A 21726-nucleotide genomic window follows, 5' to 3' on the forward strand; every position below is an offset into this window, starting at 1 on the left:
CACATGAGCAACACGAGTGTTACCAGTAAACAGCAATTACCAAGCCAAACGCTTGTTTGAATTGGTAATTGCTCGGTTTATCGACCACAAATGTGATCTAGAGCGTAGAAAGGAAGCTACTTCCAGCTGCCTGCCACTGGACGACATCGGCACGAATGCGCTTTTTGTCGAGTTTGCCGACACTGGTCTTGGGTACTTCGGTAACAAGCGCGATCTGCGTCGGGATCGCCCACTTGTTAATGAGGCCTTGCTCCACAAATGGCTTGAGGTGCTCCTTAAGACCTTTAGCATCCAGCTCACTGCCTGCGCGCAGGACCAGCAAGGCGAACGGGCGCTCACCCCACTGTGGATCTGGGATACCGACCACTGCGACTTCGCTGACTGCCGGGTGGCGACTGATCAGGTCTTCCAGCTCAAGCGACGACAGCCACTCCCCACCCGTTTTGATCACATCCTTGATTCGGTCGCGGATGTCGATGAAGCCCATGCCGTCGATGGTCGCCACATCGCCGGTGTGCATCCAGCCATGCGCCCACAGCTCTTCACCCTTCTCCGGCTCACGGAAGTAACCCTGGGTCAGCCAAGGCGCTCGCAACACCAGCTCGCCTTGGGTCTCACCGTCATGCGGTAACAGGTTACCGTTACCGTCCATAAGCGCCGCCTCGGCCAGCGGCACTGGAACTCCAGCTTTGATGCGATAGGTGATCTGCTCGTCTTCGCTGCCGGAGCGGATTTCACTGTTCAAATAGCTGCACGAAATCAGCGGGCAGGTTTCCGACATGCCGTAAGCAGCCGTCAGTTGAATGCCCTGTGCTTTAGCGGCGTCGTAGACCGAGCGGTTAAGCGCACTGCCGCCGATGATCATTTTCATGCCGCCAAAATCATAATCCTTGGCGCTTGGGGTATTAAGCAGCATTTGCAGAATGGTCGGCACGCTGTGAGAGAACGTGACCTTCTCGTCGCGAATCAGCTTGCATAGCATCTCCGGCTCGTAACGCCCCGGATAAACCTGTTTGACCCCAAGCATGGTCGCCACGTACGGCACGCCCCACGCGTGCACGTGGAACATTGGGGTGATGGGCATATACACATCGTCATTGCCGAGCAGACGAATGCTGTCGAGGCTGGACACTGTACTGGCCATCGACATGGTGTGCAGAACCAGTTGGCGATGGGAGAAAAATACGCCTTTGGGATTACCGGTGGTGCCGGTGGTATAGAACGTGGTTGCAACCGAGTTCTCGTCAAAGTCTTCAAACGGGTAGGTCGGGCTGGCAGCGGCCAACAATTCCTCGTACTCGCCCACCAAGCCCGGCAAGTTGGCGGTTTTGGTGTCGGTATCCGTCAGTAACACGGTCTTTTCGACCGTGGTCAGTTGATCGGCCAGGCCGTTGTAGAGATCGACAAACTCGGTATTGACCAGCACGAACTTATCTTCGGCGTGGTTCATGGTGTAAAGAATCTGTTCGGACGACAAACGAATATTGATCGTATGCAGCACCGCGCCGAGCATGGGAATTGCAAACATGCATTCAAGGTAGCGATGGCTGTCCCAATCCATCACCGCCACGGTATCACCCGCTTTCACGCCTGCCGCTGTGAGCGCACCAGCCAAGCGGGCAACCCGCTCATTGAGGGTCGCGTAGCTGTAGCGCACTTGGTCACGGTAGACGATTTCACGGGTTTTCTCGTAGCGCGCCCCAGACAGAAGCAGGCTCTTGACCAAAAGTGGATTTTGATGGGCATTAGCCACTGCCGGAATTATTTTTGTTTGTAGCATTGCTGGCACCTGTAGGAATGAATGTCGTCAGTTCATCATTAATCGACTTTAGTCAGCGGGCGTAGCGAACAAATCAGCCAAAAGAATGATTTGAACGTGACCCTATGGCCACTTCCAGTCACGATGTAGAATTACTCGATCACCTTATTCACAAACCTAGAATAAACAGCAAGAGGTTAGCGACATGTCCGAGATCGTTATTGTCAGCGGCGCCCGTACTCCAATGGGCGGTTTTCAGGGCAGCCTTTCAACCGTTTCTGCCGTAGACCTGGGAGCGGCTGCCATTCGCGAAGCCATCACGCGTGCCGGTATTGAAGCCGCCGATGTCGAAGAAGTGGTAATGGGTTGCGTGCTGCCAGCGGGTCTTAAACAAGGCCCTGCGCGTCAGGCGGCGCTGAACGCTGGCCTGCCGGCGTCTTCGGGCTGCACCACTATCAACAAGCTGTGTGGTTCCGGCATGAAAGCCGTAATGTTTGCGCATGACCAGCTCAAAGCCGGCAGCAACGCGGTGATGATTGCAGGTGGCATGGAGAGTATGTCCAACGCCCCTTACGTGATTGAAAAAGCCCGTACTGGCCTGCGTATGGGCCACGGAGAAATCAAGGATCACATGTTCCTTGATGGTTTGGAAGACGCCCGTACCGGCCGTTTGATGGGCTCTTTCGCGCAAGACACAGCCGACAAATACGGCATCAGCCGCGAAGAAATGGACGCCTATGCCATCGAGTCTCTGAAGCGTGCGCAAACGGCAATCGAGAACGGTTCACTGAATGCCGAGATCGTGCCGATCACCGTCAGCTCGCGTAAAGGCGACGTGGTGGTTAAGGATGACGAGCAACCGCACAACGCCAACATCGACAAGATTCCAGGCTTGCGCCCTGCTTTCAAGAAAGACGGCACCATCACCGCAGCCAACGCCAGCTCGATCTCAGACGGCGCTTCGGCACTGGTCATGATGACCGCTGAGGAAGCGGCCAAGCGTGGCCTCAAGCCGCTGGCGAAAGTGGTTGCCCACGCAACGCAGAGCCAGGACCCGAGCGAATTCACCTTGGCGCCGATTGGCGCGATGACAAATCTGCTGAAGAAAACCGGCTGGAACAAAGATGAAGTTGATCTGTTCGAGATCAACGAAGCCTTCGCCATGGTAACCATGCTGGCCATGCGTGAACACGGTCTGGATCACGCCAAGGTCAACATCTATGGCGGCGCTTGCGCTCAGGGCCATCCCGTTGGTTCGACAGGTTCGCGCATTATCATCACGCTGATCAACGCGCTGAAAAACACCGGTGGCAAGCGCGGTATTGCCTCGTTGTGCATCGGCGGCGGCGAAGCCACTGCAGTGGCCATCGAGCTGATCTAAGCCGACTCAAGACCACCGCGCAGCCTTGCTTGCGAGCGCGGTGGCTTTTGACTGGAAGGCTGCAATCAGCCTTCCAACAATCATGCCTCAATGCATTTCAGTCAGTGCCAGCTTGATTCCCAACCCTACCAGCACCACACCCATCGCCCGGTCAAACCAGTGACCCAAACGGGCGAAGCCGGCGCGCACTCGCTGCTGACTGAACAACATGGCCACCAGACAAAACCACACTGATGTAGCGGCCGCCAGATAGACACCATAACCCGCCTGAACCAGCAACGGCGTGTGCGGATTGATCACCACAGTAAACAACGACAGGAAGAACAAAGTGGCCTTGGGATTCAAGCCATTGGTCACGAAACCGGTCATGAACGCAGCCCGGGGCGAACGTTCAAGACGCGGCTGTTCGCTCTCGCCCGTATTTGCCGCAGCCGGTTTGGCGCGCAGGGCCTTGAAGCCGATATACAACAGGTAGGCCGCGGCCAGCCATTTCAGCGCGTTGAACAAAACAATCGACTGCGACACGATCAGGCCGATACCCAACAACGAATAGGTGACGTGTACGAAGATGCCGCAGCCTACACCCAGGGCTGTAAAAATGCCTGCACGACGCCCTGCTCCGACACTCTCACGCACGACAATTGCGAAGTCCGGCCCCGGGCTTGCCACCGCCAGCAGGTGAATCAGCGCCACCGTAAAAAACTCTGCCCAATACATTGTCGCCTCCGTGAAAACCTGATGATTCTGTTAGGCTTTGCCAACCCCGTGGTTGCAGCACCCAGAAATAATGCGCCTGTGACACCTCGCAATCAGCACCGTTTGTAAGAGAGTCGCTGTTCTCATCTTGCTCAATGCATGAGCCGGTTGATAGCGCAGCTCTTTTACAGGCCTGTTTATGAGAGGTTGCCAGTCGCAAATTTCGCTCGCCACAATAAGCCAACTGCCCAGTGGATTAAAGGTACAGATAATGAGTAACAGTAATCGCGCGGTTTTCCTCGATCACCACTCGCTCGACCTCGGCGATCTCGACATGCAGCCGCTGAAGCAGGTTTTTGACGAGCTCGAACTCTATCCGGCCAGCACCCCCGAGCAAGTTGCCGAGCGCCTGCAGGGCGCCCGTGTTGCCATCACCAACAAAACGCCTATCACCGCAGCCACGCTGGCGGCCTGCCCGGACTTGAAACTGGTGCTGGTAGCCGCCACGGGCACCAACAATATCGACCTCAAGGCCGCTCGCGAGCATGGCGTTACCGTCAGCAACTGCCAGGGTTATGGCACGCCGTCGGTGGCGCAGCACACACTGATGTTGCTACTCGCGCTGGCGACACGCTTACCGGACTATCATCGCGATGTTGCTGCTGGGAAGTGGCAAACCGCCAAACAGTTCTGCCTGCTCGATTACCCGATTGTCGAACTCGAAGGCAAAACCCTGGGCATGTTGGGACACGGTGAGCTCGGCGGCGCTGTTGCAAAACTGGCCGAAGCCTTTGGCATGCGCGTATTGCTGGGACAAATCCCCGGCCGCCCTGCCCGCCCGGACCGCCTGCCGTTGGATGAGTTGCTGCCGCAAGTCGACGCGCTGACCCTGCATTGCCCGCTCAATGAGCACACTGAAAACATGCTCGGCGAACGCGAACTCAATCTGATGAAGCCCGGCGCTTACATCATCAACACCGCGCGCGGTGGCTTGATCAACGAGCAGGCACTGGCCGACACCTTACGTCGCGGCCATCTGGGCGGCGCTGCAACCGACGTTCTGGTGCAAGAACCGCCGGTGAACGGCAACCCGCTGCTCAGCGCAGACATCCCACGTCTGATCATCACGCCGCACAGCGCCTGGGGCAGTAAAGAAGCTCGCCAGCGCATTGTCGGCCAGATGACCGAGAATGCTCAGGGATTTTTCAACGGTGCAGCGATTCGCGTAGTCAGCTAAGCTGCGCGACTTTTTTGAGGAGCGATGATGGACCCGCGAAGCGAAGTACTCCTGCGTCAAGCCGAGCTATTCAAAGGGCCACTGCTCCTCGCAGGCTTACCCGCCGACGACTTGCTCGGGCAACTGCCCAATGCACAAGGCTGGAGCTGGCATGCCGGCGACCAGCACCTGCTTGAGCAACGCTTCCCTGACCGCACCTATTTAGGGGTCAGTCCAGCCGCAGGCGACTATTCGTCTGCGGTACTGTTTCTGCCTAAGTCCCGCGAGCTGACGGCGTATCTGCTGCACGCACTCGCTGCCAACCTGCAAGGTGGCGAGCTGTTCTTAGTCGGTGAAAAACGTGCCGGAGTCGAGCGCGCAGCCAAGCAACTAGCTGAGTTCGGCAAGGCGCGCAAAATCGACAGTGCACGGCATTGCCAGCTCTGGCAGATCCACGTCGAGCAGGCACCAGCGCAACCGCAACTCGAAGAACTGGCTCAGCATTACTCGCTGGAACTAGCCGACGGACCACTCAAGGTCGTTACCTTGCCCGGCGTATTCAGCCACGGGCGCCTGGATGTTGGCAGCGCCTTGCTGCTTGAACACCTGGACGACTTGCCGAATGGCCATATTCTGGATTTTGGCTGCGGTGCTGGCGTCATCGGTGCGAGCATCAAGCGCCGCTATCCGCAAAGCCGCCTGACCCTGCTCGATGTCGATGCCTTTGCAGTCACCAGCAGCCGGCTCACGCTTGCGGCCAACAATCTGCAGGCAGACGTCATCATCGGTGACGGGATTGATGCCGCCCCCGACAATCTCGCCGCGATTATCAGCAACCCGCCGTTCCATCAGGGTGTGCATACGCATTATCAGGCCACCGAGCATTTATTGCGCCAGGCCGCGCAGCATTTGCAACGCAGTGGTCAGCTGCGCCTCGTGGCCAACAGTTTTCTGAAATACCCGCCGCTGATCGAACAGCATCTGGGCCCCTGCCAGACACTCGCAGACGCCAACGGATTCAGGATCTATCGCGCCGACAAAGCCTGAGTCCGCCAGCCACACTCAAAACCTTTAATGCAGATTTGCCGAACTCGAAAAAATTCGGCAAAATGCGCGCGTCCTAGGGGAGTAGTCTCCCGTGAATGCCCGCATTCACCCGGCACGCGTCAACATACTTGGTCAACAGACCATGGCGCGTGCGACCCGAAGCCCAATCATTGGGCTCGCTGAGCGCAAGCCGCCAGCAGGGTTTGACAAGACCTATGACACGTACACCTCACCCGGGGCGGGAAGGTTGTTCGTGTCATAGCCATGTCGACCCGCCCCGAGGAACCTCAATGCTTGAATCCCTGACAGTCCCGACCCTGATCGTTGCGCTTGCAGAAATTGGCGACAAGACCCAATTGCTGGCGTTGCTCCTGGCAGCTCGCTTTCGCAAACCCTGGCCAATCATTGCAGGCATTATCGTCGCCACACTGGCCAACCACTTTGCCGCTGGCGCGGTGGGCAACTACGTCGCCGGTTTCTTCTCCCCTGCCACGCTCAGCTGGGTGCTGGCCGCCTCGTTCATGGCCGTGGCGTTGTGGACACTGGTGCCCGACAAACTCGATGACGACGAAGCCTCAAGCCTCAAGCGTTACGGGCCGTTTCTGACCACGCTCATTGCCTTCTTTCTGGCCGAGATGGGCGACAAAACGCAGGTCGCCACGGTGATGCTGGCGGCGCAATACCCGAGCCTGACACTGGTGGTGATTGGCACCACACTGGGCATGCTGATCGCCAACGTGCCGGTGGTATTGGCGGGCAACTTTGCCGCCGAGCGCTTGCCGCTGGACTTGATTCGCCGCATTGCCGCGGCTTCGTTCGCCGTGCTGGGCATTTATGCTGCCTACAAGGCACTGCAACTGAGCGGCTTCATTTAAGCCAATCAGCTGAGTCGGCTGGGCTTGCGATAGACCGGCGCTCAGCCGAGCGCCGGTCTATCGCGGCTACTGGATATAACCGTTGTCGCGGAACCAGCTGATGGTGCGGCGCAACGTGTCATCCAGTGACTGTTCGCTGACGAAACCCAGCTCCTCGCGCGCTTTGCTGCCATCGAGAAACTGACCGCCACTCATCACCGCAATGCTGGTGTCATTCAGTAATGGTTGTTGGCCGGTCAGGCGGTAACGCATGCGCCCGATTACGGCCAGCCCCTTCACGACCTTGAGCGAAACCGGCGTGGGTGCCGGCTTACCCAGCAAACTGGCGATTTGCGCCGTCAATTCAGCCAGCTGAATATTCTCGCCAGTCAGCAGATAACGCTCGCCCTGACGCCCCTTTTCCAGCACCCGCAGCAAGCCACGGCCAGCCTCGGCAGCGTCGATCACGTTACGGGCGCCAGGCACATAGCGACTCATCTGCCCGGAAGCGATCGCGGTAATTATCCGTCCGGTACTTGGGCCGACATCAAGCTCGCCGATCGACATCCCGGGAATGCCAATCATCACCGGCAAACCGTTGCGCGCCTGTTCGCGCGCCTGTTCATCCAGCGCCCACTTGCACAACAGATACGGATTACGCCAGTTCGGCATCCCTTCGTAGAACAACCCTTCGTGGCCCAGCTTGCCTTCTGGATGCTTGGGCAGCGCGATAGCCGCCCCGACATAAACAATGCGCGCGACCTTGGCCGCAACGCACGCTGCGTAGAAGTGATTGGTCTGATTGAGGGCGTTGGAAACGTCATCCTGCCAACGCCGCGGTTTGCTTGGGTAATAACCCGCACAGAACACCACGCCATCGACATCGCGCATGGCCTTGGTCATCTGGCTGACGTCGAGTATCTCGGCGGCACGGGTTTCGGCGCCCAGATAGGCCAGCCGTTGAATCCGCGATGAAGGGCGATGAATAAGAATCAGCTCATGACCCGCCGCCTTGATGGCCCGGGCCGTGTGATGGCCAAGCAAACCAGTGGCGCCAAATACAGCAATTTTCACAGCGTCTCCTTGCTGACAAAACAACAGGGCAACGTGCATTTACTCAGCATGAGCAACCGCACGCCGGGGCGACATCATCGCGAAGCTTTGGCTTGCTCGTAGAGCGGCATGACTTTTGGAATAGCAGCCTGCAGAGAGGCGATCCGGCTGCTTGAGGCCGGGTGAGTGCTCATGAACTCAGGCGGTGCGCCTTCACTGGCCTTGGCCATTTTGGTCCACAGGCTGATCGCAGCATTCGGGTCGAAACCCGCACGGGCCGACAACTCCAGACCAATCAGATCGGCCTCGTTTTCGTTGCTGCGACTATTAGGCAGAGTCATACCGTACTGCACGGCATAGTCGGCCAACGCCATGGTGTCCTGGCCGACGCCAAGCAGCGCGCCTGCGCCTTGCTTGGCCAATTCGATCCCATAGGCTTTGGACATGGCTTCACGGCCGTGCTCGCGCAGGGCATGCGCGATCTCGTGGCCCATGACCGCGGCAATTTCATCGTCGGTCAGTTTCAGTTCGTCGATCAAACCGGTATAGAAAATGATCTTGCCGCCGGGGCCGCAGTTGGCGTTCAGCTCGGGGCTGTCGATAAGGTTAACTTCCCACGCCCATTGTGCGGAGTCTGGACGGAATACCGGCGCCTGCTTGATCAGACGATCGGCAACGGCTTGCAGGCGTTTGGCTTGCGGAGTGCTTTTTTCCAGCTTGCCTTTGCTCGAGGCCGCCGAGACGGTCTCCTGATAAGACTGCGCATAGGACTGATTGACCTGATCGGTCGACAGCATGCTGAACATGTATTGCTTGCGATCAATGCCGACGGCACCGCCGCTGGTGGTGTTGACAGCCTGACATCCCGCCAGAACCAACGCTGCAGCCAACGCAGACAAAGACAACAACTTACTCATGTTCAAACTCCATATCGTTAGGCTGGCTATGCTAGGCCGACACTGCAAGTTGAGCAACTTGATTGCGTATCAATCAGCCGACGAAGTCACATTGAGCGCGGCTAATTTGCATGCGACTTACGCTGGCGTCAGGCACTCGGGGGCGTCCAGTTTGGGATCGTTGACCAGATTGGCCAGCACTCGCTCGCGCAGTTGCGGCTGCGGCGCAATCAGCAACTCGCGCAATTGTTCGACAGGGGTTTGCGGGTCCAGCCAAAGTACCTGGCCTTGCTCATCAAGAATCAACGGCCGGCGTTGGTTGCTGGCAGCCTGGGTCACCACGGCAGCGCTCAGGTAAACATGCCCTTCAACCGGATACGCTTCCCAGATCGCGGCAAAATACAGCGGCGATGCATCTGCAGTCAGCCAGTAGGGGCGCTTGCGCGCCGAGCCGCGCCACTCGTAAAAGCCATTGGCCGGGAGCAGACCGCGACGCAGGCGAAACGCATCACGAAACATTGGCTGATCGGCCAGCGTTTCCGCGCGCGCTTGTGCGGGGGTTTTCGATAAGTCCTTGAGCCACGGCGGAGTGAGCCCCCAACGCACTCGGCTGAGTTGGCGCTGACCTTCTATCTCGCGCAGCAGTAGCACTTGCGCATGCGGCGAAATACTCCAATGCGGCTGCTGGTCATCGGGGAAACCCGGTAAACCAGCGAATGCTGCATTCCAGCGGAAAAAGGCAAAACGTCCACACATGGGTAACTCGATAAACAGATAAATTGGCCACCAATACGCGGCAGCGCGATTCACCGCCCGGCTTAAACGGCGCAATCCGCCATCTGCCTGCACGCGGCAAAGCAGTGCTTTTTCAGCGCGGCATATTCAATGCGGCACTAGCAGAGCAACTCGCCTTGATAACTCTCAGGCTCATCGCCCGGCAAGGGTTGGGCGGCATTGTACTCGCCGATCAATTGGTGTGCCCGCGCCGCCTGTTGATTATTTACCATCAGTCCAAGCAGACCGCTGGTCGGCAATTCCCCGACGGCACCGGCCAAATGTTGCCCGGTCAGGTGCGCTTCGATGCCTTCACTATTGAGCATACTCAAGAGCAATTCGGCTTCCATCAAGTCTCGCGGCTCGTAGATCCTTTGCATCATTCATCCTCCGCTCGCACGTCAAGCGTCCACTCTTCGCCGTTTGTAGCCAGATCGAAGACAATCGGCCGGCAGCAAACCTGGCAGTCTTCGATGTATTGTTGATCGCCCGCAGAGAGATCAACCAGAACCTCAATCGGTTCACCACAATAGGGGCAATGAATCATCTGGTTTTCGAGCATTTAAGACTCCGTGTGACTTACGCGTATAATCGCCGGTCTATTGCTAGCCTCTATCGGGGCTAAAACTTTTTACCCAGCCGGTTAGCTCCTTGCCGGCCAAAACCAAGAGATCATGATGGGCGAATTTGATGCCATCCGACCCTATTCCGACGCCGAAGTGCCAGCCGTGCTGTCACGCTTGCTGGCTGACGATATGTTTCTCGACGTACTTACCCAGTTTCGCTTCCCGAAATTGGCCAAAGCATTTGGCTGGTTGCTTAAACCACTTATAGCCCATCGGCTGCGTAAAGAGTTTAAAGACGTCACTTGCGTCTCGACCCTGCAAGACAAAGTCGAGCTTTATGTTGACCATAGCATCGAGCAGGCAACCGACGGTGTTACCTACACCGGTGTCGAGCACCTGAAGAACGGCAGCGCCTATTTGTTGCTGGCCAACCACCGCGACATCGTGATGGACCCGGCGTTCGTCAATTACGCGGTTTACCACGCGGGCCTTCCCACACCGCGCATTGCCATTGGCGACAACCTGCTGCAGAAACCTTTTGTCAGCGATCTGATGCGCCTGAACAAAAGCTTCATCGTGCACCGCTCGCTTACCGGCCGCCGTGAACGCCTGGCGGCTTATCAGCTGCTTTCGGCGTACATCAATCACTCGATCCGCAACGATTGCCAGTCCATCTGGATCGCTCAGGCCGAAGGCCGGGCAAAAGACGGTGATGATCGTACTGACTCGGCGATCCTGAAAATGTTTCATATGAGCCGCAAGGATGAGCCGTTTGCGGACGTGATTCGCTCGCTCAATCTGACCCCGGTCTCGATCAGCTATGAATACGATCCCTGCGATCAGGCCAAGGCACGCGAGCTTTATATCCGCGCCACCACCGGCACATACGAGAAAGCCAAAGGTGAAGATGACCAGAGCATTGGCCTGGGCATTACCGGATACAAAGGTCGCGTGCATGTGCACTTCGGCACGCCGATCACTGAGAATCTGGACGACAGCAAGCAACTGGCGACTGAGGTCGACAAGCATATCCTCACGGGCTACCGCCTGTTCCCCGTGCACTATCTGGCTTACGCCATGTGGAACGAGCGTGAACCGGAACTGAATGTGCCAGAGGCTGACTTGTTGTTCACCGGCGCAGAGCTGGCCGTGGCCAAAGTCGAATGGCAGCGTCGGCTCGAGTTATGCCCGCAAGAGCAACGTCCTTACCTGATCGTGCAGTACGCCAACCCGGTGCGTAACCAGTACCGGGTCAAAGCGGGCCTGCCGCTTTAATCCGGCCTACATCCGCCAGCAATTGGCTGCCCAAGCGGGCGGCCATGCCTGTGCAGCGGCGCACGCATGAGATGAATCAGCGATTAATCAGATGAGCTGTGTAGCCGCCCTGCTTCGGCTGCACGCTCAGAACTGAGTGCTGGCCCAGGAGACGGCCAACGCCAGTGCCAGACTGGCGAAGCCAAAACAATAGAAGAAGCGATTGATCCGCTGTGTAGGTGTCTCTGCAAATCCAGCAGTCACCTTGCCCTCAACGCACTCTGACTGCACCAGCAAGCGCGCCAGCGCACGTTGCTGACGATAGCGCGTGGCAACCAACAACCAGCCTCCTGCGGCGGCAAAAAACAACGCCAGCGCGTTCAAAGACTGCGAGGGATAGCTGTACACGAGGGACCAAAACGCTTGCAGACTCATCCGCAACCTCCACTACAAGTTGGTGCATGTGCGGACGCCGTGCACCATGAAAGGGAAAAAACCGTGCATTGCCAGCGCGAAAAAAGATCGAAAAATACCGCCTGAGCGGGCTAGAAAAGCCAAATTTTGCGGGGACAAGCAGAGAAAAAAGCCGATTCGCCAGCGCCCCAAAAGAGGCGGCGTGAGTGAAACGCGCTGAATAGAGCGGTTATTTTACTGCGAGAAAAGCCATATGCGTTTCCAATCCGACGAGCGACGATTTGATCAAAAAAACTTCTTAAGATCGTCATATTGTTGGCCTAATGTTTGATACCTCTCTTATCAGGCACCCGGCAATTGTCGCCGGGAGTGCTCTATTCCATACGTAGAGGACACCATCATGCTGAACCCACAAGCTGCAGATCACGATTATCAAATCGACTCGCTGGACGAAGTGGACGCTGTGATTGACGAGCTCTCCTTCAACGTTCAGGACTATCACTGGCTGATCTATTGCACGATGGGCGGCCACGAGCATTACGACCTCCCGGACATCGACTCGACCACGGGCTTCAGCCTGCCTGAGCTCTACGCAGAAGCGGCCTGAACGGCCAGCCCCAGAAACGCAAAACCGGCGCTGTTTGCACAGACGCCGGTTTTTTATGCGCGTTAAATAAGAGAAGCCGCGGCTCTGGCCTCACCCGCTCCCGGCTTGCCCTGCTGTAAGCGCAGCAAGCGACAAGCGTGCGAGTGACCGCGACCGAGAAAGCCGCAAGCGCTATAGCAACGCCTGAACCATCAGAAGCTCAAGCGATAATGCAGCGCGTAGTTCTCAACGCCATCGTTTGGCTGTTTGATGCTGGCGTTGGAATAGTGGTACGCCCGCACGCCAATCTCCTGCCCGCTGAAACGAATGCCGGCGCCGATGTGGCTCTCGAACTGAAAAGAGGTCGACATTGCGCTGTCGTCAATTTCGGTCTGCGAGAAGAACGCCCCGCCGATACCGGCTTCAGCGTAAGGGCGGATCGTGTCGCCATTGAACTCATAGACCAGCACAGGCGCCAGCGAGATGCTGTTATTGCCACTGGTGTCATCCGCGTCCCAATAGGTGTAAGCCGCATCCCAGTAACCGCCGAGATGGCCCACATCACTTTCCAGCCAGCGCTTGTTGAAATCGAATTGCATACCTAGTCGGTAGGTCTGCGCGGAATCTCCGGTCTGTCCGACCGAAAGGCTTATATTCGCGGCCTGAGTCGTGCTCGCTGCCCCCAGTGCAGCCACACTCAAAACTGCCGCAACCAACTTGTGCATACCACTTCCTTATTTTTAATTCACAGCCGTGCATTCCCACAAATGCACCCGAGGCTTGATTATATTTTCTAGCGGCAAAACGCCATCCAACCAAAGCAGGGGGCCAATCAACCGCCTTGTCAGAACTGCAAGACTTCCTGGGTTTCACCCCATAAGGTTGGCAATACCGCCTGCAATTTCTGCGCCTCGCCGCTGCTCCAGAACTGCGCAGCTCGGGCAGGCCCAGACGCCAGCAGATCACGCTCACGCAGCAAGCGCTGCAGTTGTCTGGCCACTGCGGCGCCGGTGTCGATTAAACTGACATTGGCCGGTACCAAGTCGTTCAATAACGGCTTAATGAACGGGTAATGGGTGCAGCCCAGAATCAGCGTATCGCAACCCTGCGCCAGCAATGGCTGCACGAAACCGTCGAGCAATTCGCGGGTGCGTGACGACTGCAATTTACCGGCTTCGATCTGCTCGACCAAACCGGGACACGGCTGGGTAATTACTTTCACGTCGCTGGCGACACGATCCAGCAGGGCTGCGAATTTGGCACTTTTCAGGGTGCCGGTAGTCGCCAGCACACCGACCACACCACTGCGCGTTGCGGCAACCGCAGGCTTTACCGCAGGCTCCATGCCCACAATCGGCAATTGCGGGTAAAGCTCGCGCAGCTCGGCAACCGCCGCCACGGTTGCGGTATTGCAGGCCAGCACCAGCGCCTTGGCGCCCTGTTCCAGCAGAAACGCGGCAATCAGCCGGCAGCGCTCGCGAATGTATTCGGGAGATTTCTCGCCATACGGCACATGGGCGCTGTCGGCTATGTACAGCAGAGACTCTTGCGGCAACAGCGTGCGAATCTCGCGCAATACCGAGACGCCGCCCACACCGGAGTCGAATACACCGATGGCCTGGCTGTTAGTCATGTGTGGTTCCGCACACACTGCACGCCGGATCGCGCTTTACTCGCAGCTCGCGAAACTTGCTGCTTAACGCGTCGATCAACAGCAACCGGCCTACCAGCGGCTCACCGAACTCGGCCAGCAGTTTAAGCGCCTCGAGTGCTTGCAGGCTGCCGACCATACCGACTAACGGCCCGACGACACCGGCCTCACTGCAGGTCAGTTCAGCCTCACTGCCGTGCCCGTAAAGGCAGTGGTAGCAAGGGCTGCTTGGTAAGCGCGGATCGAACACCGAGAGCTGGCCTTCCAGGCGAATCGCCGCGCCACTCACCAACGGTTTTACTGCTGCGACGCAGGAGGCGTTGACCGACTCACGGGTCGAGAAGTTGTCTGAGCAATCCAGCACCACATCAACCGCCGCCACCGCAGCGGCCAAAGAGTCAGCATCCAGCCCTTGCGGGTAAGTGCGGATGTTCAAATGCGGATTGATCGCCTTGAGCCGGGCCGCCGCCGAATCGACCTTGGCCACGCCGATGCTGGTGGTGTCGTGGGCAATCTGGCGTTGCAAGTTGGTCAGATCGACCGTATCAAAATCGGCCAGATGCAGAGTGCCGACTCCGGCTGCAGCCAGATACAGCGCCACCGGCGAGCCCAAGCCGCCGAGCCCGATTATCAGCGCGCTGCGCTGCTTGAGCCGGAGCTGGCCGTCGACATCAATTTGTTGCAACAGGATCTGCCGGCTATAGCGCAGCAGCTCTTCATCACTGAGCATGTTTGCGTCACTCATGCGTGCATTGTCCAAAACTGATGCGCTCATGACCGCCAAGGTCACGGCGACTTTCTACTGCGCTAAACCCATTGGCCGCCAACAGATCACGCACGGCCTGCGCCTGATCATAGCCGTGCTCAAGCAATAACCAGCCGCCCGCCTGCAAATAGTCCCCGGCATTGGCGATGATCAGACGGATATCATCCAGCCCGTCGGCACCCGCGACCAGCGCACTGCTGGGTTCGAAACGTACATCGCCCTCACCCAGATGGCGGTCATCGCTGGCGATATACGGCGGGTTACTGACAATCAGCTGAAAGCGCTGCCCGGCCAACTGGCTGAACCAGTGGCTTGCATGAAAACGCACATTGGCAAGTTTCAGGCGCTGCTGATTACGCGTAGCCAGCGCCACAGCCTCATCGACCCGGTCAACGCCAACAACCTGCCAGGCGGGACGCTCTGAAGCCAACGCCAACGCAATCGCACCGGTGCCCGTACCAAGATCAAGCACAGCAGCAGGGGTTGCAGGGATTGTCGCCAGCGCGGTTTCGACCAGTAATTCGGTGTCTGGACGGGGAATCAGGGTGTGCGGCGCCACTTCAAGGTCGAGGCTCCAGAAGCCCTGATGCCCCAGAATGTAGGCAACCGGCTCACCCTGCTGACGCCGCGCCAGATTAGCGAGAAAGCGCTCGGCCATCGGCGCTTCGACTTCTCGCTCGGGCCAGGTCCGCAGATAACTGCGCGACTTGCCAAGCACCGCCGCAAGGAGCAGTTCGGCGTCGAGTTGCGGGCTGGGCGAGTCGGCCAGAGCAGCGCCATTGAGCAGCGATTCGATGGTTGCCATTGGGGCACACTACCTATTCAGAGGTTCCTCAGCATCAATCCACATCACATCAGCAACTGTCGCCCGCAGCTAGCCACGCTGCGTATCAGTCGCCCAGCGATGCCAACTGGTCAGCTTGATACTCGGCCAACAATGGCTCGATAACCGCCTCAACACCGCCCGCCATCACCTCGTTAAGTGAATACAGGGTCAGGTTGATACGGTGATCGGTGACCCGGCCTTGCGGGAAGTTGTAGGTGCGGATGCGCTCGGAGCGATCGCCAGAGCCTACCAGCAAGCGCCGGGTATCGGAGATTTCCTTGTGCGCCGCGGCTTCCTGTTGGTCTTTCAGTTTGGCACCCAGCCAGGCCATCGCCTTGGCGCGGTTCTTGTGCTGCGAACGCTCTTCCTGACACTCAACCACGGTGCCCGTCGGGATGTGGGTAATGCGGATGGCCGAATCGGTGGTGTTTACGTGCTGACCGCCCGCGCCGGATGAGCGATAGGTATCAACCCGCAAATCCGCAGGATTGATCTCGATAGCCGCTTGCTCGTCAGGCTCTGGCAACACCGCCACCGTGCAGGCCGAGGTGTGAATGCGGCCCTGCGACTCGGTCTCTGGCACGCGCTGAACGCGGTGTGCGCCGGACTCGAACTTGAGCTTGCCGAATACGTTATCGCCTTCGATTCGTGCGATGACTTCCTTGAAGCCACCATGCTCGCCTTCGTTGGCCGACAACACCTCGACTCGCCAGCCACGACGCTCGGCGTAGCGCGAATACATGCGGAACAGATCTCCGGAGAAGATGGCCGCCTCGTCACCGCCGGTGCCGGCACGCACTTCCAGAAACACGCTGCGACCGTCGTTCGGGTCTTTTGGCAGGAGCATGCGCTGCAGATTGTCTTCGAGTTCGATCAGGCGGTTTTTCGCCTCGTCGACTTCCTCTTCAGCCATCTCGCGCATCTCGGGGTCGCTGTCTTTAAGCAACGCCTGAGCGCCTTCGAGGTCACCCTGCACTTTTTGCAGTTCGGTAAAGGCCTGATACACCGGCTCTATTTCGGCATATTCCTTTGAAAGAGCGCGGAACTGAGTCTGATCGCTGATCACCTCAGCATCACCCAGCATGGCAGTCAGCTCTTCAAAGCGATCCTGTAGCAACTCAAGTTTTTTCGTAAGCGAAGCTTTCATTACAGGCCTTTGTTGGACGACGCACCCTCATTGAGGGCAAAGAGTTCCTGAGCAACTGTCAGCGCATCGATGCGCCCGTCCGCGGATAGTTTTTTCATTTGCACACTGGGTGCATGCAGCAATTTGTTGGTCAGGCCGCGCGCCAGTTGCGCCATAACGTCTTCAGCGGCAACGCCATTGTTAAGTGCGCGCAATGCCTTGCCAAGCTCCTCGTCACGCAGCCGTTCGGCCTGTTGACGATAAGCCTTGAGTACATCCACCGCGGCCAGCTCACGCAGCCGCGCCATAAAGTCATCGGCGCCATTCGACACTAGGTCTTCGGCGGCCTGCGCAGCGCCTTGGCGGCTCTTAAGATTCTCGGCGATGACTTCATGCAAATCATCGACGGTGTACAGATAAACGTCGTCGAGTTCGCCGACCTCGGGCTCAATATCACGCGGAACGGCGATATCGACCATGAAAATTGGTTTGTGCTTGCGCTGCTTGAGAGCGCTTTCGACCGCACCCTTGCCCAGAATCGGCAACTGGCTGGCAGTCGAACTGATCACGATGTCGCTCTTCGCCAGCTCCGCCGGAATATCCGACAGCAGCACCGCATGCGCGCCAAACTGTTCGGCCAGCGTGCTGGCCCGCTCCAGTGTACGGTTGGCGACCACAATGCGCTTAATACCCTGATCGTGCAGATGACGCGCAACCAGACCGATGGTCTCACCGGCGCCGATCAACAACGCCTGACTGCGGTGCAAGTCACTGAAAATCTGCTTCGCCAGGCTGACGGCGGCAAAGGCAACCGACACCGGGTTCTCGCCAATCGCGGTATCCGTACGCACCTGTTTGGCGGTATTGAAGGTGGCCTGGAACAGGCGACCGAGCAATGGCCCCATCGTGCCGGCTTCACGCGCCACGGCAAACGCCGACTTCATCTGGCCGAGAATCTGCGGCTCGCCCAACACCATCGAGTCGAGCCCGCAGGCGACTCGCATCATGTGGCGCACCGCATCGGCTTCCTGATAAACGTAGGCGCAAGCCCGCAGGTCTTCGATATTCAGCTGGTGATAACCGGCCAGCCAGGCGAGCACTTCATCGACACTCAAGGCGTCCTGCTCGAGATACAGTTCACTGCGATTGCAGGTCGAAAGAATCGCCGCCTCACGGCTCACCGTGGTCTGGCAGAGCAATTGCAGCGCCTCAACCAAACGCTCAGGAGTAAACGCCACGCGCTCGCGTACATCCACCGAAGCAGTTTTATGGTTGATACCGAGGGCAATAAAGGCCATGCAACGTCGCTGACAAGAAAAGGAGCCGGCAATTGTCCTACTTCAACCGACTGAGAACAACCTCCCCTTTATATTGTCGACAACTGACCGGTCACAATCGGCACCGAAACCAGCGCCAACCTTGCTCAAAGCAGCCGATGGAACCTTGCAGAAGCGGCCCTGACTAACCCAGTATGGCTCGCGTGACGGGCTAAGACATTTTGTCGCACAATTGAATCCATTATGCTGCGAGGCATCAGCCCATTTTAATCTCCCACGCCACACGCCTGCGATTAAGCCAAGCCCCATGGGCTTGCTCTGCGGCTTGTGTCATGATGATCAGACCGCAGGTTAGTCGTCTTTTCCCCTATGAATAGAACTTATATCGCATTGGCAGCCGTGGCATTTCTGAGTGGCTGCCAAGCACTCTCCAGCACGTCGACTGACGGCACGCCGCCAGTCGAGGATGTCTCTGTCATCGCGAAAAAGACTGAGCCTGAGCAATACGCATCGTTCAGCCGGGAAACCCTGCTGGCCCTGCTTACGGCTGAACTGGCCGGGCAACGCGACCGCTTCGACATCGCGCTGGGCAATTACGTGCAGCAAGCCAATGCGACCCAGGACGCCGGCGTCGCCGAGCGCGGCTTCCGCATTGCCGAATACCTGGGCGCTGATCAGGCGGCGCTCGACACCGCACTGATCTGGGCCAAAAACGCCCCGGATGACCTCGACGCGCAGCGCTCTGCAGCCATCCAACTGGCCCGCGCCGGTCGCCATGACGAAGCCATGACGTACATGGAGAAAGTCCTGCAGGGTCACGGCAACACCCACTTCGACTTCCTCGCGCTGTCGGCCGCCGAAACTGACGAGCAGACCCGCGCCGGGCTGCTGCAAAGTTTTGACCGCCTGCTGGCAAAGTACCCCGACAACACTCAGTTGGCCTTCGGTAAAGCCCTGCTGTTACAGGAAGACGGCCAGTCGGAAGAAGCCCTGCAGCTGCTCGAAGATTCTCCCAATATCGACAGCGAAGTCATTCCACTGCTGTTGCACGTGCGCCTGCTGCAAAGCCTCAAGCGCGGCGATGAAGCCATGCCCCTGCTCAAACAGGGCATCAAGCTGTACCCGGAAGACAAGCGTCTACGCCTAACCTATGCGCGGATGCTGGTTGAGCAAGGCCGAATCGAAGATGCGCAGAGCGAGTTCTCGGCGCTGGTCCAACAGTACCCAGAAGACGACGACCTGCGTTTCTCGCTGGCACTGGTGTATCTGGAAGGCGAAGCCTGGAAAGAGGCCATCGTCTACCTTGAAGAGCTGGTCGAACGCGGCAGCCATGTCGACGCAGCGCACTATAATCTGGCGCGCGCCTATGAGCACTTGGACGAACCGGAAAGCGCATTGACCGAATACGCGCAAGTCGGCCCCGGCAATGAATACCTGCCGGCACAGGCGGCGCAAACTGAACTGTTGTTCGCCGAAAAGCGCGGCACCGAAGCCACTCAATTACTGGCCAAGGCCCGCGACGAACAGCCGGATTACGCGACCCAACTCTATCTGATCGAGTCCGAGGCGCTGAGCAGCAACCAGCAGCCTGAACACGCCTGGCAAGTCATTCAGCAGGCGGTCAAGGATAATCCCGACGACCTTAACCTGCTCTACGCTCGCGCCATGATGGCCGAGTCACGCGATGATCTGGGCCAGCTCGAAAGCGATTTACGCCAGATCCTTGAGCGCGATCCTGAAAATTCGATGGCGCTGAATGCCCTGGGCTACACACTGGCCGATCGCACCACGCGCTACAGCGAGGCGCGCAAACTGATCGAGCAGGCCTACCGGCTCAACCCCGAAGACCCGGCGATTCTCGACAGCATGGGCTGGATCAACTATCGCCAGAACCGTCTCGACGAAGCCGAGAAGTACCTGCGCAAAGCCTTACGGAAGTTTCCTGACCACGAAGTCGCCGCTCACCTTGGCGAAGTATTGTGGGCACAAGGCAAGCAGCGCGACGCCCGCAAAGTGTGGGCAGAGGCGCTGGAAAACCATCCCGATAGCGAACCCCTGCGCAGCACGATATTGCGCCTGACCGGAGCCGAGAACCTGTAATGCTGTGGCGAAACCTAGTTGTCATCAGCCTGATCACCCTGCTTGCAGGTTGCGCCGGGCTGACCTCACGCGAATCGATCGAGGGCGGCGGCGACCCCGCCCTCTGGAAAGCTCACAAGCAACAGCTCACCGAGCTTGATGGCTGGGAAATCAACGGCAAAGTCGGCATTCGCGCGCCTAAAGACTCAGGCAGCGCCACGCTGTACTGGCTGCAACGTCAGGATTATTTCGACATTCGCCTGTCTGGCCCGCTGGGCCGCGGCGCCGCCCGCCTGACCGGACGACCGGGTGAAGTTAAACTTGAAGCCGCCAGCCGTGGCACCTACACCGCCAGCTCGGCAGAAGAACTGCTGCAGGACCAGCTACGCCTCAACCTTCCGGTTTCGCACCTGCTGTGGTGGATTCGCGGCCTGCCAGCGCCAGACAGCAAAAGCCGGATCAAACTCGATAGCGACAGCTACCTTGCCCAACTGGAACAGGATGGCTGGCAAGTCGACTATTTGCGTTATGTTGACCAGGCCGGCTTTACCCTGCCCGAACGCCTGAAAATCACCGGTTACGATCTCCAGGTCACTGTGGTCATCAAGGACTGGCAACCGCGCCAGCTTGGCCAGCAATGAACGGCGCTACATTAACCCTGCCGGCGCCGGCCAAACTCAACCTGATGCTGCACATCCTTAATCGTCGCCCCGACGGTTATCACGAACTGCAGACGCTTTTTCAATTTCTCGATTACGCCGACGAACTGGGTTTTGCCCTGCGTGAAGATGGCGAAATTCGTTTGCATACAGAAATTGATGGCGTGCCGCACGAAAGCAACCTGATCGTTTGCGCTGCCAAACAGTTGCAGCAATTAACCGGCTGCACACTGGGCGCCGATCTCTGGATCGATAAAAAATTACCGATGGGCGGCGGTATTGGCGGCGGCAGCTCCGATGCGGCTACCACCCTGCTTGGCCTCAATCACTTGTGGCAACTGGGCTTGAGCGCCGATCAGCTCGCCGAACTGGGCCTGAAGCTTGGCGCAGACGTGCCGGTATTCGTGCGCGGCCATGCTGCTTTTGCGGAAGGTGTGGGTGAAAAACTCACCCCAATTGAGCTTGAAGAACCCTGGTTTCTCGTCGTAATTCCGCAAGTACTTGTGTCAACTGCAGAAATTTTCTCTGACCCTGAGTTGACACGCGATTCTCCGCCCATTAAAGTTCGCAGCCTTCTTGAGGGGGGTGGTCGTAATGACTGCCAGCCAGTGGTTCAAAAACGTTATCCAGAAGTACATAACGCTTTGATCTTGCTGAACAAATTTGTTCAAGCAAAACTAACTGGCACTGGAGCTTGTGTATTTGGGAGCTTCCCAAATCGGGCAGATGCTGATAAAGTCGCCCGCCAACTTCCAGTCACTTTGCCAAGCTTTGTGGCTCAAGGTCGTAACATCTCGATGTTGCACCGAAAGCTGGAAACATTGGCCGGGAAGTGAATGCGTAACA

The 21726-nt window shown here is 57.9% G+C and carries 23 protein-coding genes and 1 riboswitch; of the genes, 9 read left to right on the forward strand and 14 right to left on the reverse strand.

Annotation, left to right across the window (positions count from 1 at the left end):
- Positions 1–97: 97 nt before the first annotated feature.
- On the reverse strand, positions 98–1780 hold the full coding sequence (locus tag BM395_RS20225) for a fatty acid--CoA ligase (RefSeq protein ID WP_090515192.1): 1683 nt from the start codon (positions 1778–1780) through the stop codon (positions 98–100).
- A 184-nt stretch (positions 1781–1964) separates the two neighbouring features.
- Here BM395_RS20225 and BM395_RS20230 point away from each other — a divergent pair, with 184 nt between their 5' ends.
- Complete coding sequence (locus BM395_RS20230) at positions 1965–3140, forward strand: acetyl-CoA C-acyltransferase (protein ID WP_069902073.1); 1176 nt, start codon at positions 1965–1967, stop codon at positions 3138–3140.
- Between the two features lie 87 nt (positions 3141–3227).
- On the opposite strand, the gene BM395_RS20235 is transcribed toward BM395_RS20230, so the two are convergent.
- Positions 3228–3857, reverse strand: a complete 630-nt coding sequence (locus BM395_RS20235) for a LysE family translocator (RefSeq protein WP_069902072.1) — start codon at positions 3855–3857, stop codon at positions 3228–3230.
- Positions 3858–4107: 250 nt separating this feature from the next.
- Here BM395_RS20235 and BM395_RS20240 point away from each other — a divergent pair, with 250 nt between their 5' ends.
- The 3 genes from BM395_RS20240 (at position 4108) to BM395_RS20250 (ending at position 6974) form a co-directional block, all read left to right on the forward strand.
- The gene (locus BM395_RS20240; RefSeq protein WP_090515194.1) at positions 4108–5073 is read left to right on the forward strand and encodes a 2-hydroxyacid dehydrogenase; all 966 of its coding nucleotides are present in this window, start codon (positions 4108–4110) and stop codon (positions 5071–5073) included.
- 27 nt (positions 5074–5100) lie between these two features.
- On the forward strand, positions 5101–6099 hold the full coding sequence (locus tag BM395_RS20245) for a methyltransferase (protein WP_090515196.1): 999 nt from the start codon (positions 5101–5103) through the stop codon (positions 6097–6099).
- Between the two features lie 58 nt (positions 6100–6157).
- Positions 6158–6277, forward strand: a riboswitch (yybP-ykoY riboswitch).
- A gap of 112 nt (positions 6278–6389) precedes the next feature.
- A complete protein-coding gene (locus BM395_RS20250; protein ID WP_069902069.1) occupies positions 6390–6974 on the forward strand; it encodes a TMEM165/GDT1 family protein in 585 nt (194 codons plus the stop codon).
- Positions 6975–7040: 66 nt separating this feature from the next.
- Here the strand turns inward: BM395_RS20250 and BM395_RS20255 are convergent, their stop codons facing one another.
- The 5 genes from BM395_RS20255 to BM395_RS20275 form a co-directional block, all read right to left on the reverse strand.
- On the reverse strand, positions 7041–8027 hold the full coding sequence (locus BM395_RS20255; RefSeq protein WP_069902068.1) for an NAD-dependent epimerase/dehydratase family protein: 987 nt from the start codon (positions 8025–8027) through the stop codon (positions 7041–7043).
- A 74-nt stretch (positions 8028–8101) separates the two neighbouring features.
- Positions 8102–8923 carry a M48 family metallopeptidase gene (locus BM395_RS20260; RefSeq protein ID WP_069902067.1) on the reverse strand — a complete coding sequence of 274 codons (822 nt, stop codon included), beginning with the start codon at positions 8921–8923 and terminating at the stop codon, positions 8102–8104.
- 117 nt (positions 8924–9040) lie between these two features.
- The gene (locus BM395_RS20265) at positions 9041–9658 is read right to left on the reverse strand and encodes an SOS response-associated peptidase (RefSeq protein WP_090515231.1); all 618 of its coding nucleotides are present in this window, start codon (positions 9656–9658) and stop codon (positions 9041–9043) included.
- 137 nt (positions 9659–9795) lie between these two features.
- Positions 9796–10056 carry a putative signal transducing protein gene (locus BM395_RS20270; protein ID WP_069902154.1) on the reverse strand — a complete coding sequence of 87 codons (261 nt, stop codon included), beginning with the start codon at positions 10054–10056 and terminating at the stop codon, positions 9796–9798.
- Complete coding sequence (locus BM395_RS20275; RefSeq protein WP_069902065.1) at positions 10056–10238, reverse strand: CPXCG motif-containing cysteine-rich protein; 183 nt, start codon at positions 10236–10238, stop codon at positions 10056–10058. The genes BM395_RS20270 and BM395_RS20275 overlap by 1 nt, the downstream gene beginning before the upstream one ends.
- A gap of 115 nt (positions 10239–10353) precedes the next feature.
- Here BM395_RS20275 and BM395_RS20280 point away from each other — a divergent pair, with 115 nt between their 5' ends.
- Positions 10354–11517: a 1-acyl-sn-glycerol-3-phosphate acyltransferase gene (locus BM395_RS20280; RefSeq protein WP_090515198.1), complete on the forward strand. Its 1164-nt coding sequence runs from the start codon at positions 10354–10356 to the stop codon at positions 11515–11517.
- 126 nt (positions 11518–11643) lie between these two features.
- Here the strand turns inward: BM395_RS20280 and BM395_RS20285 are convergent, their stop codons facing one another.
- On the reverse strand, positions 11644–11931 hold the full coding sequence (locus tag BM395_RS20285) for a hypothetical protein (protein WP_090515201.1): 288 nt from the start codon (positions 11929–11931) through the stop codon (positions 11644–11646).
- Between the two features lie 379 nt (positions 11932–12310).
- Here BM395_RS20285 and BM395_RS20290 point away from each other — a divergent pair, with 379 nt between their 5' ends.
- Positions 12311–12517, forward strand: coding sequence for a hypothetical protein (locus BM395_RS20290; RefSeq protein ID WP_069902062.1), 207 nt, complete (start codon positions 12311–12313; stop codon positions 12515–12517).
- A gap of 191 nt (positions 12518–12708) precedes the next feature.
- Here BM395_RS20290 and BM395_RS20295 read toward each other — a convergent pair whose 3' ends face one another.
- The 6 genes from BM395_RS20295 to hemA all read right to left on the reverse strand — a co-directional run bounded on the left by BM395_RS20295 (position 12709) and on the right by hemA (position 18163).
- The gene (locus BM395_RS20295) at positions 12709–13221 is read right to left on the reverse strand and encodes an acyloxyacyl hydrolase (protein ID WP_090515203.1); all 513 of its coding nucleotides are present in this window, start codon (positions 13219–13221) and stop codon (positions 12709–12711) included.
- A gap of 119 nt (positions 13222–13340) precedes the next feature.
- Complete coding sequence (murI, locus tag BM395_RS20300; protein WP_090515205.1) at positions 13341–14129, reverse strand: glutamate racemase; 789 nt, start codon at positions 14127–14129, stop codon at positions 13341–13343.
- Complete coding sequence (locus BM395_RS20305) at positions 14122–14877, reverse strand: molybdopterin-synthase adenylyltransferase MoeB (protein WP_090515233.1); 756 nt, start codon at positions 14875–14877, stop codon at positions 14122–14124. The genes murI and BM395_RS20305 overlap by 8 nt, the downstream gene beginning before the upstream one ends.
- Positions 14878–14884: 7 nt before the next feature.
- A complete protein-coding gene (gene prmC / locus BM395_RS20310; RefSeq protein WP_090515206.1) occupies positions 14885–15718 on the reverse strand; it encodes a peptide chain release factor N(5)-glutamine methyltransferase in 834 nt (277 codons plus the stop codon).
- 85 nt (positions 15719–15803) lie between these two features.
- Positions 15804–16886 carry a peptide chain release factor 1 gene (prfA, locus tag BM395_RS20315; protein WP_090515208.1) on the reverse strand — a complete coding sequence of 361 codons (1083 nt, stop codon included), beginning with the start codon at positions 16884–16886 and terminating at the stop codon, positions 15804–15806.
- Entirely contained in the window at positions 16886–18163 is a 1278-nt protein-coding gene (hemA, locus tag BM395_RS20320) for a glutamyl-tRNA reductase (RefSeq protein ID WP_069902057.1), read from the reverse strand. The genes prfA and hemA overlap by 1 nt, the downstream gene beginning before the upstream one ends.
- Before the next feature lie 348 nt (positions 18164–18511).
- Between hemA and BM395_RS20325 the strand changes: the two genes are divergently transcribed.
- The 3 genes from BM395_RS20325 to ispE are packed head-to-tail and all read left to right on the forward strand — an operon-like array spanning position 18512 to position 21716.
- The gene (locus tag BM395_RS20325) at positions 18512–20242 is read left to right on the forward strand and encodes a tetratricopeptide repeat protein (protein WP_090515211.1); all 1731 of its coding nucleotides are present in this window, start codon (positions 18512–18514) and stop codon (positions 20240–20242) included.
- Entirely contained in the window at positions 20242–20862 is a 621-nt protein-coding gene (gene lolB / locus BM395_RS20330) for a lipoprotein insertase outer membrane protein LolB (protein WP_090515213.1), read from the forward strand. The genes BM395_RS20325 and lolB overlap by 1 nt, the downstream gene beginning before the upstream one ends.
- Positions 20859–21716, forward strand: a complete 858-nt coding sequence (ispE, locus tag BM395_RS20335) for a 4-(cytidine 5'-diphospho)-2-C-methyl-D-erythritol kinase (protein ID WP_090515215.1) — start codon at positions 20859–20861, stop codon at positions 21714–21716. The genes lolB and ispE overlap by 4 nt, the downstream gene beginning before the upstream one ends.
- The last annotated feature ends 10 nt before the right edge of the window (positions 21717–21726 follow it).

Source organism: Pseudomonas marincola (assembly GCF_900116605.1).
Classification (GTDB): domain Bacteria; phylum Pseudomonadota; class Gammaproteobacteria; order Pseudomonadales; family Pseudomonadaceae; genus Aquipseudomonas; species Aquipseudomonas marincola.